This is a genomic window from Pseudomonas sp. HN2-3 (genome assembly GCF_020691745.1).
GTDB lineage: Bacteria > Pseudomonadota > Gammaproteobacteria > Pseudomonadales > Pseudomonadaceae > Aquipseudomonas > Aquipseudomonas capeferrum.
In genome coordinates, this window is record NZ_CP085704.1 from 1,952,150 (window position 1) to 1,964,499 (window position 12,350).

Below are 12,350 nucleotides of genomic sequence, written 5' to 3' on the forward strand. Positions count from 1 at the left end.
GACAGCGGCGTGCCGCCAACAATTCACTCGCGGTGCCTGCCAGTGCTAGAGTCGCCTTCTTTTTTGCCCTGAGGGTTGAACATGCGAGCAATTCTGCCGATGGCCGCGATACTGATGCTGGTCGGTTGTGCTTCTGCGACCATGGAAACGGCACGTGGCGGCAAGCCGACCGCGCAGCTCGATTCGCACAAGGCGCCCGCGCTGGTAGCCCAGTGCATCCAGTTCAGCTGGCAGGAAGAGGCGGTGTTCGGGGTCGATGTCAGTGGCTACCTAGAGCCGCGCAAGCTGGGTGGTTTCACGGTGTATACCCGCGATGCCGAAGCGTTCGTGGATATCTATCCGCAAGCAGACGGAACGCGGGTCGACTACTACGCGCAAAACAATGACAGTGTGGCCCTGCAACGGCGCGCGGCGGCGGCGACCTGCCTGTAATGATGAAGGCCTGACCAGGGCTGCCGAGACACGACACGTAGACAAGGACGTAAGCATGGACCGATCACTGCAACTCAACCGCAGCAGTTGGGACGAACGAGCCCCCTTGCATGCGGCCTCGAAAGACTATGAGGTCGAACGGCTCGTCGAGCACCCTGCGCATCTTTCCGAAACCGTTCGCTTCGACCTGCCGTTGCTAGGCGATATCAGCGGGTTCAACACCGTTCACCTGCAGTGCCACATCGGTACCGATACCCTCTCGCTCGCCCGCCTGGGCGCGAAGGTCTGCGGCCTGGATTACTCCGGGGCTTCGCTGGCCGAGGCGCGGGCACTCGCCGAGCGCTGCGCGGTGCCGATCGACTATGTGGAATCGGATGTCTATGCCGCCGACCAGGTGTTGCCCGCAGGTAGCTTCGACCTGGTCTATACCGGCATCGGCGCACTCTGCTGGCTGCCCCACATCGAACCGTGGGCGCGTACGGTGGCAGCCCTGCTCAAACCGGGTGGGCGGTTGTTCCTGCGCGATGGCCACCCGATGCTGATGGCGGTCAACGAAGACCATCAGGACCGCCTGTTGATCGAGTATCCGTACTTCGAGCACGACACTCCGACGGTCTGGCATAACGACCAGACATACGTCGAAACCGATCAGCGCCTGGTCCATACCGAGACCCATGAGTGGAACCACGGCCTGGGCGAGGTGATCAGTGCGTTGCTGGCGCATGGGCTGCAACTGACAGCTCTGGTCGAGCACCAGAGCATCCCTTGGGAGGCGCTGCCGGGCCAGATGGACAAAGGTGCCGACGGCGAGTGGCGCTTGCGCCAGCAGCCGTCACGCCTGCCTTTGAGCTACACCCTGCAGGCAATCAAGGCCTGATCAGGACAGGTAACCGCCGTCGACGTTGAGTGCGGTGCCGGTGGTGTAGCTGGAGGCATCGCTGGCCAGGTACAGCACCGCGCCGGCCATTTCCTTGGGGTCGGCCACGCGCTTGAGCGGGATCTGCTGCAGGGCGGCGTTGAGGATGGCGTCGTTCTTCACCAGTGCCGAGGCGAACTTGGTGTCAGTCAGGCCTGGCAGCAGCGCATTGCAGCGGATGCCGAACTGCGCGCATTCCTTGGCGAAGACCTTGGTCATGTTGATCACCGCCGCCTTGGTCACCGAATAGATGCCCTGGAAATGCCCCGGCGAGACGCCGTTGATCGACGCCACATTGATGATGCTGCCGCCGCCGTGTTCGCGCATCAGCTTGCCGGCTTCCACCGACATGAAGAAGTAACCACGAATGTTGACGTCCACGGTCTTCTGGAAGGCGTTCAGGTCGGTGTCCAGCACGTTGCAGAACTGCGGGTTGGTGGCGGCGTTGTTGACCAGGATATCCAGGCGCCCGAACTGTTCGCGGATACCGGCGAACACCTGCTGGATCTGCTCCATCTTGCCGATGTGGCAGGCCACTGCAGTTGCCTTGCCCCCGGCGGCAATGATCGCCTCGGCGACCTGCTGGCAGCCGTCCAGCTTGCGGCTGGAGACGATCACGTGGGCGCCCTGCTGGGCCAGCAGGTGGGCAATGGCTTCACCGATGCCGCGGCTGGCGCCGGAAACGAAGGCGATCTTGCCGTCAAGGTCGAACAAGTGGGTCTTGGACATGCTGTTTTCCTTGTTGTCTGTCGTCAGAGCGTGGTGCTGGCGATGACCTTCAAGGCCATCTGCTCCAGCAGCCGGTTCATGTGGATGAACTGAGCGAAGCGCTTGTCCTGGGTCTGGCCGTGGTAGTAGCGGTAGTAGATCTGTTGCACGATGCCGGCGAGGCGGAACAGGCCATAGCAATAGTAGTAATCGAAGTTGTCCAGGCGGATACCGGAGCGCTCGGCGTAGTAATCGACGAACTGGCGACGGCTCAGCATCCCAGGGGCGTTGCTGGGTTGGCGGCGCATCAGTTGCATCGGCGCCGGGTCACCCGCTTCGATCCAGTAGGCCAGGCTGTTGCCCAGGTCCATCAGCGGGTCGCCAATCGTGGCCATCTCCCAATCCAGCACGCCGATGATGCGCATCGGGTTGTCGGCATCGAGGATCACGTTGTCGAAGCGGTAGTCGTTATGAACGATGCCGGGGCGCGGATGGTCGGCGGGCATCTGCTCGTGCAGCCAGGCGATGACCTGCTCCCAGCGTGGCGCATCCTCGGTGATGGCTTTTGCATAGCGGCTGGTCCAGCCCTCGACCTGGCGCTGCACATAGCCTTCCGGCTTGCCTAGGTCGGCCAGCCCGCAGGCCTGGTAATCGACTTGGTGCAGTTCCACCAGGCGGTCGATGAAGCTTTTGCACAGGGCTTCGGTCTTGGCGGCGTCAAAGTTGAGTTTAGCGGGGATGTCCGAGCGCAGGATGATGCCCTTGACCCGCTCCATCACGTAGAACTCGCCGCCTATCAGGTGCTCGTCGGTGCAGTGCACGTACGCCTTGGGGCAGTACGGGAAGCCATCGTTGAGCTGGTTGAGAATGCGGAACTCGCGGCCCATGTCGTGGGCCGACTTGGCCTTGTGGCCGAACGGCGGCCGGCGCAGTACAAAGTCGCGGCCCGGGTAGCTGACCAGGTAGGTGAGGTTGGAGGCGCCGCCAGGGAACTGGCTGATGCTCGGCAAACCCGCCAGGCCGGTGATATGGGCCTTGAGATAAGGGTCGATGACGGCCGCGTCGAGTTCTTCGCCGGGGCGTACCTGGGTGGACTGATCGGTGAGCGTCATGCGTTTTCCTTATTATCGATCGCAAGGACTATTGGCTAATTTAATGGCCTGCGGGAACTGGAACAAGCGTCCTAGTAGTCATATAGACAAGGGTGTTGCAGGTGGATCAATCGCCTTGATGGGGTGGGCAAAAAAAAACCGAAGCCGGTCAGGCTTCGGTTTTTTCATCGCTCGGCGTGCCCGTCACTCAGGAAGGGAACAGCTCGCTCAGTTTCATCGACAGCATCATGTCGCCCTCGACGCGCAGCTTGCCGCCCATGAAGGCCTGCATGCCGTCGGTCTCGCCACTGACGATACCCTTGAGGGTCTCGCTGTCCAGCACCAGGGTGCAGTTGGCGTCTGGGTTCTCGCCTTCCTGGATGTCGCAGGCACCGTCCTTGACGATCAGCGCGTACTTTTTGCCTTCGTCGGTGATGTCGAAGCCGAACACCAGGTCCAGGCCGGCGGCAGCGGCTGGGTTGAACTTCTCTTGCATCTTCTTAACGGCATCAGCTACGGAGGTCATGGCGCATTCCTTATAGAGTGATTTTCACGTCCCCGCAGGGACACAACAAGCCGGGCTCATCGGTAGGTAATGAGCTCCGGCGCCCTCAACAGCTGCACATGGGCTTGGCTGTTGAAGGAAGCCAGTGCCACGTCGCGGCCGCGGAACTTCAGCTGGCTGAGCGACGTGTTGATAATTTGCCAGTTCAGTGCGAAAGCCTGGCTGGGGGTAATGCAGGTGACCAGGTGGAGCAGGGCGGCGATGGTGCCGCCGGAGGTGAAGATGGCGATGTTGTCGCCACTGCCTGCGGCTTCGAGCACACGTTGCAAGCCCTTCTGGACGCGGGCGGTGAAGGCCTGCCAGGTCTCCAGGCCGTCGTCGGCATGCTCGCCATCGTGCCAGCGCTGCACCATCAAGGCGAACAGGCGCTGGAATTCACTGCGGTGCTGCGCGCCATTGCGCAAGATGTGCAGGGCGTTGGGTTCGTGCTCCATCAGCCCCGGCAGCAGGGCGTGGATCACCCCGTCGGCATCGAATTCATTGAACGCCGCGTCGGTCTCGACAGCCGGTACCGCGCAGCCGCTGGCGTGCAAGGCCTCCAACGCCAGGCGTGCGGTATCCTGCTGACGGCGCAGGTCGCCGGCCACGCAACGATCCAGCCGCACACCGAGCTGAGCCAGGTGTTCGCCCAGGGCCTGGCTCTGACGCACACCGACGGCTGAGAGGACGTCGTAGTCTTCGGCACCAAAGGAGGCTTGGCCATGTCGGATCAGGTAGAGGTTGCCCACGAAGGTATCCGGCCTGTTGGAGGTTGCTGCGAGGTTAGGATGTGCCACACAGGCTGTCAACGAAAAAACATACAAGCGTTTGAAAAGGTTGTTTGAACTGTGTTGCCAGCGTTTACACCGGCTAGCAGCGCCTCAGGCGCACCGGTATGCTTGTAGCAGTTACGCGCTGAACTGGCGCCAGTCTTTGAAGGAGTCAACGTGGAGTTTCTTGCCGAATACGCAAGCTTTCTCGCTAAAACCGCCACCTTGGTGATTGCCATCCTGGTGGTGTTGTCGGCCATTGCCGGTTTGCGCGGCAAAGGGCGGCGCAAACCGGGCGGGCAACTGCAGGTCACGCGCCTGAACGAGTTCTATAAAGAGCTGCGCGAGCGCCTGGAGTCGGGTTTGCTCGACAAGGCCCAGCTCAAGGCCTTGCGCAAGCAGCAGGCAAAGGCGGAAAAACAGCAGAAAAAAGCCAAGGCTGAAGAAAAGAGCCGGGTCTTCGTGATCGATTTCGATGGCGACATCAAAGCCTCGGCCACCGAGAGCCTGCGCAACGAGATCACCGCCCTGCTGACCCTCGCCACCCCGCGTGACGAGGTGGTGCTGCGGCTCGAAAGCGGCGGTGGCCTGGTGCACAGCTATGGCCTGGCCGCTTCGCAACTGGCGCGTATTCGCCAGGCAGGCATCCCGCTGACCGTGTGCATCGACAAGGTGGCTGCCAGCGGTGGTTACATGATGGCCTGCATTGGCGAGAAGATTGTCAGCGCACCCTTTGCCGTGTTGGGTTCGATTGGTGTGGTGGCGCAACTGCCCAACGTCAATCGTCTGCTGAAGAAGCACAACATTGATTTCGAGGTGCTCACCGCCGGCGAATACAAGCGCACCCTCACGGTGTTCGGTGAAAACACCGAGAAGGGCAGGGAGAAGTTCCAGGAAGACCTGGACATCACCCACCAGCTGTTCAAGGATTTTGTCGCCCGCTATCGGCCACAGCTGCACATGGACGAAGTGGCCACCGGCGAAGTCTGGCTGGGCGTGGCAGCGCTTAACCGCAAGCTGGTGGACGAGCTGCAGACCAGCGACGAATACCTGAGCGACCGCGCCCGCAACGCCAACCTGTTCCACTTGCACTTTGCTGAGCGCAAGAGCCTGCAGGAACGCATCGGCATGGCCGCCAGCGGCACGGTGGAGAACACCGTGGTGGGACTTTGGAGCAAACTCGGCCGCTTGCGCTAACACCTTGAACCCCTTGAAATTTTTTTCTGTTCAGGGGGTTGCAAGGTTCATTGAATGCAGACATAATGGCGCCCATCGAAACGCAGCGAACTTTGAAAAAGGTTCAGTGTTTCAAGGGGATAGCAAAGCGAAAGCGGCTAACTCCAAACTTTGAGGCCGAGTAGCAAAGTGGTTATGCTCCGGATTGCAAATCCGTCTACGCCGGTTCGATTCCGACCTCGGCCTCCATTATTCGAAAGCCCCGCAGATTAACGTCTGCGGGGTTTTTCTTTGTGGGTCGAAAAAGACAGGGGTTCCGAAACTACAGAGGTGGAGTTCCGAAACTTCAGCCTTTTGAGGGCTTGGCGATGGCGCCGACGCGGCGGTAAACGCGCTCCATATCGTCCCTGCGCATGGAATTGATGATGCAGGTGCCGCCATCTCTGGTGAGGCGTTATGGTTGAATAGGGGAGGGGGCTGGCTAATGGCACTACGCCACGTTTTGCGGGGCATTTCGATCCTTGGTATAACGCCCGTCCATTTCACAGGAAGGAACCTCATGAAGCGCACCCTTACTACAATGCTCGCTGCTGCACTCGCTATGGGCTTGGCCGGCTGTAAAGAAGAAGCCGCCGATACTGCCGCCTACGAGCCCACTGCCGAACATTGCCAGCCGGACTACCTCAAAACGCTTCCAGACAACAAGGCCCGGGAAGACTTGGTCGAAAAGTGCATGACCGGTGGCTCGTACAAGAAGTCAGAGCCGAAGACCTGGTAACGCCCGTCCTTCGTCAGTCATCGCCGCCTCATCAGGGGGCGTTTTCGTTTTCCGGGAGGGTGAATCCGTCTACACCGGTTCGATTCCGACCTCGGCCTGCACATTCAAAAGCCCCGCAGATTAACGTCTGCGGGGTTTTTCTTTGTGGGTCGAATAAAACAATCGTTTCCGAATCTGGCCATTGCGTGGTGGGGCACACGCGCTCACCCGTTCGGCGATAGATGCGCTTGGTGTGTGCGCCGAGTGCTGACTCAAAAAGCGAATTACACCGCAGACGGCTGTGCTGTCTTCTTGCCTAATCGGATCAATTCGTTTGAGAAACACAGTCCAGTGAGGATGAGCCCGGCCCCCCAGTACAACGTGTCTCGCGGTACCTCATTAAGGACCACGAACGCCAGAAGTGCGGCAAACAGCGGTTCAGTCAGTTCCAGTGCCTGAACTTGTGATGGCTTTAAATACTCGATGGCTTTGGTGGTGCAGAAGAAACCGAGGATGGTCGGCAATGCAGCCAGGGCCACCAAAGCCATGACCGCCACCGGTGACAGCTCTCCCATGATGAACCCATTGGTTGCAGCCGGCATCAGCAGGTAAAGACTCCCGAAAAACAATAGCTGCCGAGTGAAATGCAGTCCTCCAGAAACGCCCATGCGCTTCATGGCAACCGAAAACGCGCCATAACCGCAGCCTCCAATCGACGCGAGCACTGCGCCTTGCAGCGAAAAACCTTGTTCCAGGTCTGCTCCAAAAACCACGGCAATACCGGCTATCGTCAATCCGGCACCTACCGCTGCGTTGGCGGTGATTGGGTCCTTGAGGACTATCCGGCCTAGTAATAACGAAGAAATGGAAGCACTTGCCATCAGGATCACCACCACGCCCGCTGCGGCGTAATGGTTATAGGCCGAGGTTTCAAAGTGGAACAACACAAAAATGCCGAGAAAGGCGCAGACGGCTGCCTGGAGCCACTTAGCCGTATGCCAGGGCCGCTTGAGGAATAGCAGCAAGACTGACAGCAGTAGGCAGCCGAGTACGGTCTTTATCAGGGCGATACTGCTGGGGCTGAACCCACTGTTCATCAGCACCTTGCTGAATACTCCGATTGTTGCATTCAGTGCAGCGGCGCAAAGTGCAAAGAGGACGCCTTTGCCGAATTGAGATTGCATCAGTACATTCCTTGTTAATGTATGCTGGATTGCTCGTAGGCGAGGCTAAGTGTCGATCCTTTTGACCAACCAAACGGTCTGAAAGTAACTATTTGGTCTGCGAAGAAAATAGAGTGCCTTAAGGGCAGAAATAAATGCCAATGTGCGCAGAGGGCAAGCAACTCTGTAGAGGGCTAGATTATTGCTTCGTCACGTAGTCCTTGACGTAGCGCACCGTGTTCTCGATAGCACGTGTCATGTTGGGATGGGTTAATTGATACTTCCGTTCCAGTTGTCTACTCATACCCATATCGAAGCGCTGCACCTGAATAAAATTTAATGACTCGGCGCTGATCGCGAACCGGGTCGCCAGTCCGGGAATGGTCAATAGCGACCTGAGCAACCCTATTGGTACATGGCGGCGGGGTGCCTTGACGTCTAGCGTTTTTGCGATCTGCAGAAGCATCCCTTGTAAGCTCGGTGTTCGCTCATAGAGCGCCAGGACCTGACGGTTGGCCATGAAGGGGTCGAAGGCCACGCAAATCATCATCTTCACCAGGTAATCGACGCTGACTAATGGTAACCAATGCCTGACAGAGCCGGGTACAGCTTTGAACTGGCCTTGTGCCAGGTTTCGAATCAGTTCGGAAAACGGTTGGCCTTCCAAGATATGTCCGTTCTCGCTGTGGCCACACACCGTAGCAGGATGAACAATCGTGTAATCCGCGTCTGCGTCTTGCATGTAGCGGATGACAGCAAAATGGGATTCGAGTTTGCTGCCTTCATAGCCACCTACACGGGCGTAGACCGCAGGCCAGTCTGTGTTCTCAGGGCATGTGATATCAACTCCGATACTGTTGAGGTGGGTAAGGTTTTGTAGCATGAAACCGCCCACCATCAGCAGTCGGATGCGTTGGCTAGCCGCAAGCTTGGCCACGCTCAGAGCACCTTGAACATTAATGGCGCGAGCACGCTCCAGTGTCAGCCCCCAGGAGAATTGCGCAGCGAGGTGGAAAATCACAGTGGCCGAAGACACGTTTTGCTTGTCTGCCTCGCTGAGTCCAAGCCCCTCCCTGCTGATATCGCCCTCAACGGCATGGATAAACGCAGGGTTACCTCCCAGTTGGCCTACCTGTTCCCTGAGACGCTCTATGTTTCCAGGGGTGCGCATAAGCACCCAGGTCTTGTGCCCTTTCGCCGTAAGACGGCTCAGTAGATGTTGGCCCACAAACCCACTGCCACCTGTGATGAAGCATTCCGCACTCATGACTGAATCCTTGTTTAGCTGATCGGCGCAGGCTAAGGTATAGAGCCTACTCTACAGTCAAGGATTTTTTACCGTGAACATTGGTGAGTTGGAGCGCCGGAGTGGGATCAGCCGCCACGCATTGCGCTATTACGAACAGCTCGGCCTTATCGTGTCTCATCGACAAGCCAACAACTACCGCAGCTACAGCGAACAGACCGTTGTCGATTTAGCCTTCATTCAGAGTGCGCAGAGCGGAGGTTTTTCACTCGCAGAGATTGCGGAAATTCTTGCGGCCAGGCGGGGTAATAACATCGATTGCGCGCACGGTGTGGTTTTGGTAGCCGCCAAGATGGCCGAGATTCAAACGAAGATCACCACACTGCAAGCCGCTTATGTTTTTCTAAGCGCGGAGCGTGCGAAGCTTGAAGCCAGTGCTCTGGCCAACGGACAAACTATTCCTCTACTGCCTGACCATGGTCATGTCTAAGGCGCAATGTGCAAGAGCAAGGCATCCCGGCCAGGTCAGACTGTAAAAGTGCAAGCCCGCCGAGGTGGCGGGCTTGCAGAGATGGCAGTTTAAATGCTCATGCGTTCAATCTTCGACGTGTTGCCCAACAGATCGAGCGGATTGCCCCAGGGCCGCGATAGGCTGGGGTACTTGACCGGACTCTACTACGGAGCGGCCAATGATCTCAGAGCCGACCATACTGATGTGGCCGCTGTCAAAGTAGAGAAGCGTATCTTTGTCGTAAGCCGAGCACGTTCCGTTTTTGCAGATTTGCGGCCGGACATCGAACGTGGTTACGTTGGCGTACTGGCTTGCGAGTTCCTTGAGATAGAGGTTGACTTCGCTTTCGCCTTGATCTGGAATCATCGCGGTTGCTGGACAGTTCATTCCTGGGATGCGAATGGCTTTTGCCGTACACATGCGGTCCAGGCCTACGAATACGGGGACATTCAGGGCAATGATCACCTGATTGTGGTTGCCGGCCAGTTCAGCGATGGTATCGGCGAACTTTTCCTTTCCGCCCTTCACAGCATAGGCTGCCCATGATGCTCCGAGGATTACGGTTCTATAATTCTTGGACTCGGCGAACGCTCGCTCATTGAAATCATTGCAGGACTTGGCGCGATCCGGACCAAGAAGGCCTTTCGTATCACGCACCGGAGGGCACGACGAATGAGAGATATTTCGGATGGAGAAGTGAGCGCTTTCTCCTACAGCCTTCAGATACCCAACGTAATGCGCTGCGTTTGAGTCGCCCCAAAGCAGTGTTTGCGCAGGCACTGTCTTATCACCATTGACGCACTGATCCTCGGTCCATTTTTTCGGATCGTACTGCATCATCTGGCAGTTGAATGGGAACCGGCTCGCAGGTTTCGTGTTGTAGTCGTGTAAAGAGATTTCTCTCTTGTATGCCGCTCCTGCTGCGGTTGGCCAATAACCATTGTTCTTCACCAAGACGTATCCCAGTACCATTACACCCGCGCTGGTCGCAATGATCGGCCCAGCCTTGGTGATCAGCCACATTGGAGTGCGAGCCCTGAAAGGCGTCTCTATCAGGTGATACGAGATGAGGGTGAGTAGGCACATCAGCAGTGCGCAGGCGATGCCACCTGACAGCGTCGGCTCACCGTATGCGTAACGGTAGAACGCCAGAACAGGCCAGTGCCAGAGGTAAAGCGAGAATGAACGCAGCCCCACATAACGGGCGACTGGGGTCCCAAAAATTCTGGATAGAAGGTTTCTTTGGTTAGTGCCTGAAAGGATCAGCAGTGCCGCGCCCAGGGACGGAATAATCGACCGAACGCCAGGGAAACCATTCTTCTCGTCAAGATAGACAATCGATCCGGCAACCATGGCCAGGCCCACTGCACCTGCCACGTTGGCAGCGGAGGCAGGGATGCGTCGCGAGTCCTGCCACAGGAACAGAAGGGCACCGACCAGAAGTTCGCCTGCCCTGGAAGGCAGCATGTAATAAGCGAACGAGGGGTCGCGAGCCAGGAAGTACTCACTCACCGCGAAGGAACCGATAGCGAGAATGACGCCGGCTGCCACCAGCAGGCGCTTACCTCCGACCTTCATGGCGATGATCATCAACGCCGGCCATATCAGATAGAACTGCTCTTCGACGCCGAGCGACCACATGTGCAGCAGTGGCACGGTGTCGGACGAAGCGGCGAAGTAACCCGTGTCCAGGAAGAGCCAATAGTAGACGTTAGCTGCAGAAAGGGTAGCGCCGATGGCCGACTCCGAAAGAGACTTGACGTCGGCAGGCAAGAGTAAGAACGAGCCAGCGATTAACGTGACGATTGTTACAAATGCAGCTGCAGGTAGGATCCGACGGACACGGCGACCGTAAAAGTCAGCGAAAGAGAAGTTGGGCCCTTTTCCGTAGATGATCCCTGTGATCAGGAAGCCGGAAATGACGAAAAAAACGTCAACGCCGACGAAGCCGCCAGGGAGCCATTGCTTGTTGAAATGGAAAATTGTGACAGCCAAAACGGCCAGAGCCCTGAGCCCGTCTATGTCCGGTCGATAGGCTAAGTGTTTGCCTTGCATTTCTGAATTCCCTGTCATGGGGGCTGAATAAACGGCGGATGATACCTTTTTGCCTGCATTCGCGGGCATTTTTGTGCTTGGTGAAATCGGCGACGGATGTGCCCTGTCTATCTCCATAAATCGCGAGGCGAGGCGACACTTCCTGCAATCGGCAAGTCGTTTTCCAGCATCGTGTCGAATAGCTAGACGGTATGGCGGATGAGTTAATAAATCGGTGTTGGCGTCATAGCTTCCTTCTACGCAGCCATTCATCAGCAACGTCGCCCAGTGTTACGGGCTCGCCGCCCTTGATCCAGGCCATGAAGGTGCGATCGAACTTGAAGCCATCGCCGCATTCGCCGACCATGAACTGCCGGACCTTCTGCGTGTTGCGGTAGTTCTTGTCCAGCGGGGTTGCACGGGTGATCGGCCCTGCGTGCCAGTCAAAACTCATTCCCTGCTCCTTGGGTGGCAAAGTCGCCCGCAGCGTAGCACTGCTCGTGCTGCAGAACACTGACGGTGTAAGCACCCTCTGTGCCCGGCCACACACGGGTAGGCAAATTTTTAAGTAGCGCTTATGTAGCCGGAGGAGGAGTATTGATGGCTTCCCGGCGCAATGTCGGAGGGAGTCATCTCAATGGATCGCAAGCCCAGCAATCAGGAAGTCGCAGTAGCGATCGGCATAAGCGAAGCGGAAGTCCTACGATACCGAAGCGAAACGTTGTTGCTCGGCGATGGCTCATGGCTGATCCACTTCACGTTCGTGATGCCCAAAGAGCTTCGGTTCGGCTTGACCGGGAGCTTTTCCCACATCTTGAAAGCGCCGCCGCCTTTCGGTGACCGGCGGATGGAGGCTCTTTAAGGCTGGCACTTGGGGGAGGGGAAGGGGAATTCACCCCGTCAGTGACGGATGAGGCGTATAGTGACAAACGAGTTGCTGCATTCCAGTGACTTCCCTATCGAGGTTCAGTCATGAATGCCTCCCATCAGTCCCCCACGCAC

14 protein-coding genes and 1 tRNA gene are annotated in these 12,350 nt (G+C 57.8%); 7 read left to right on the forward strand and 8 right to left on the reverse strand.

Translation table 11 applies throughout. The features are described from left to right. The first annotated feature begins 81 nt into the window (after positions 1 to 81). Both LJX93_RS08920 and LJX93_RS08925 read left to right on the forward strand, forming a co-directional pair. Positions 82 to 432, forward strand: a complete 351-nt coding sequence (locus tag LJX93_RS08920; protein ID WP_227696964.1) for a hypothetical protein — start codon at positions 82 to 84, stop codon at positions 430 to 432. 55 nt (positions 433 to 487) lie between these two features. After that, a complete protein-coding gene (locus tag LJX93_RS08925) occupies positions 488 to 1,309 on the forward strand; it encodes a class I SAM-dependent methyltransferase (protein ID WP_033696814.1) in 822 nt (273 codons plus the stop codon). On the opposite strand, the gene LJX93_RS08930 is transcribed toward LJX93_RS08925, so the two are convergent. The 4 genes from LJX93_RS08930 to LJX93_RS08945 all read right to left on the reverse strand — a co-directional run bounded on the left by LJX93_RS08930 (position 1,310) and on the right by LJX93_RS08945 (position 4,440). Then, positions 1,310 to 2,077 carry an SDR family oxidoreductase gene (locus LJX93_RS08930; protein ID WP_227696965.1) on the reverse strand — a complete coding sequence of 256 codons (768 nt, stop codon included), beginning with the start codon at positions 2,075 to 2,077 and terminating at the stop codon, positions 1,310 to 1,312. A gap of 23 nt (positions 2,078 to 2,100) precedes the next feature. Continuing rightward, positions 2,101 to 3,168, reverse strand: a complete 1,068-nt coding sequence (locus LJX93_RS08935) for a phosphotransferase family protein (RefSeq protein WP_227696966.1) — start codon at positions 3,166 to 3,168, stop codon at positions 2,101 to 2,103. 187 nt (positions 3,169 to 3,355) lie between these two features. Then, positions 3,356 to 3,673 (reverse strand): SCP2 sterol-binding domain-containing protein, encoded by a 318-nt coding sequence (locus LJX93_RS08940; RefSeq protein WP_033696817.1) that lies wholly within the window; start codon positions 3,671 to 3,673, stop codon positions 3,356 to 3,358. Between the two features lie 56 nt (positions 3,674 to 3,729). Beyond that, positions 3,730 to 4,440, reverse strand: a complete 711-nt coding sequence (locus LJX93_RS08945; protein WP_033696819.1) for a histidine phosphatase family protein — start codon at positions 4,438 to 4,440, stop codon at positions 3,730 to 3,732. A 198-nt stretch (positions 4,441 to 4,638) separates the two neighbouring features. Between LJX93_RS08945 and sohB the strand changes: the two genes are divergently transcribed. The 3 genes from sohB (at position 4,639) to trbK (ending at position 6,415) form a co-directional block, all read left to right on the forward strand. Further along, on the forward strand, positions 4,639 to 5,658 hold the full coding sequence (gene sohB / locus LJX93_RS08950; RefSeq protein WP_047581873.1) for a protease SohB: 1,020 nt from the start codon (positions 4,639 to 4,641) through the stop codon (positions 5,656 to 5,658). Positions 5,659 to 5,812: 154 nt separating this feature from the next. Then, a tRNA-Cys gene (locus LJX93_RS08955) sits at positions 5,813 to 5,886 on the forward strand. A gap of 310 nt (positions 5,887 to 6,196) precedes the next feature. Beyond that, positions 6,197 to 6,415 (forward strand): entry exclusion lipoprotein TrbK, encoded by a 219-nt coding sequence (gene trbK, locus LJX93_RS08960; protein ID WP_033696822.1) that lies wholly within the window; start codon positions 6,197 to 6,199, stop codon positions 6,413 to 6,415. 263 nt (positions 6,416 to 6,678) lie between these two features. Here trbK and LJX93_RS08965 read toward each other — a convergent pair whose 3' ends face one another. Further along, positions 6,679 to 7,578 (reverse strand): DMT family transporter, encoded by a 900-nt coding sequence (locus LJX93_RS08965; protein WP_047581907.1) that lies wholly within the window; start codon positions 7,576 to 7,578, stop codon positions 6,679 to 6,681. A gap of 178 nt (positions 7,579 to 7,756) precedes the next feature. After that, positions 7,757 to 8,824: an SDR family oxidoreductase gene (locus LJX93_RS08970; protein WP_033696824.1), complete on the reverse strand. Its 1,068-nt coding sequence runs from the start codon at positions 8,822 to 8,824 to the stop codon at positions 7,757 to 7,759. A gap of 73 nt (positions 8,825 to 8,897) precedes the next feature. On the opposite strand from LJX93_RS08970, the gene LJX93_RS08975 reads away from it, so the two are divergent. Next, positions 8,898 to 9,293: a MerR family transcriptional regulator gene (locus tag LJX93_RS08975; protein WP_227696967.1), complete on the forward strand. Its 396-nt coding sequence runs from the start codon at positions 8,898 to 8,900 to the stop codon at positions 9,291 to 9,293. A 105-nt stretch (positions 9,294 to 9,398) separates the two neighbouring features. Here LJX93_RS08975 and LJX93_RS08980 read toward each other — a convergent pair whose 3' ends face one another. Both LJX93_RS08980 and LJX93_RS08985 read right to left on the reverse strand, forming a co-directional pair. Beyond that, positions 9,399 to 11,369, reverse strand: coding sequence for an acyltransferase family protein (locus LJX93_RS08980; protein ID WP_227696969.1), 1,971 nt, complete (start codon positions 11,367 to 11,369; stop codon positions 9,399 to 9,401). Between the two features lie 223 nt (positions 11,370 to 11,592). Then, entirely contained in the window at positions 11,593 to 11,802 is a 210-nt protein-coding gene (locus LJX93_RS08985; protein WP_186660094.1) for a DUF6434 domain-containing protein, read from the reverse strand. 183 nt (positions 11,803 to 11,985) lie between these two features. Between LJX93_RS08985 and LJX93_RS08990 the strand changes: the two genes are divergently transcribed. Beyond that, positions 11,986 to 12,210 carry a hypothetical protein gene (locus LJX93_RS08990; protein ID WP_047582044.1) on the forward strand — a complete coding sequence of 75 codons (225 nt, stop codon included), beginning with the start codon at positions 11,986 to 11,988 and terminating at the stop codon, positions 12,208 to 12,210. Positions 12,211 to 12,350: the final 140 nt, after the last annotated feature.

Bases quoted from the DNA above. Each gene is read 5' to 3' on its own strand.
- LJX93_RS08990 (WP_047582044.1), top strand. From the start codon at position 11,986: ATGGATCGCAAGCCCAGCAATCAGGAAGTCGCAGTAGCGATCGGCATA.
- LJX93_RS08985 (WP_186660094.1), bottom strand. From the start codon at position 11,802: ATGAGTTTTGACTGGCACGCAGGGCCGATCACCCGTGCAACCCCGCTG.
- LJX93_RS08920 (WP_227696964.1), top strand. From the start codon at position 82: ATGCGAGCAATTCTGCCGATGGCCGCGATACTGATGCTGGTCGGTTGT.
- LJX93_RS08965 (WP_047581907.1), bottom strand. From the start codon at position 7,578: ATGCAATCTCAATTCGGCAAAGGCGTCCTCTTTGCACTTTGCGCCGCT.
- LJX93_RS08980 (WP_227696969.1), bottom strand. From the start codon at position 11,369: ATGCAAGGCAAACACTTAGCCTATCGACCGGACATAGACGGGCTCAGG.
- LJX93_RS08930 (WP_227696965.1), bottom strand. From the start codon at position 2,077: ATGTCCAAGACCCACTTGTTCGACCTTGACGGCAAGATCGCCTTCGTT.
- LJX93_RS08925 (WP_033696814.1), top strand. From the start codon at position 488: ATGGACCGATCACTGCAACTCAACCGCAGCAGTTGGGACGAACGAGCC.
- trbK (WP_033696822.1), top strand. From the start codon at position 6,197: ATGAAGCGCACCCTTACTACAATGCTCGCTGCTGCACTCGCTATGGGC.
- LJX93_RS08935 (WP_227696966.1), bottom strand. From the start codon at position 3,168: ATGACGCTCACCGATCAGTCCACCCAGGTACGCCCCGGCGAAGAACTC.
- LJX93_RS08970 (WP_033696824.1), bottom strand. From the start codon at position 8,824: ATGAGTGCGGAATGCTTCATCACAGGTGGCAGTGGGTTTGTGGGCCAA.
- LJX93_RS08940 (WP_033696817.1), bottom strand. From the start codon at position 3,673: ATGACCTCCGTAGCTGATGCCGTTAAGAAGATGCAAGAGAAGTTCAAC.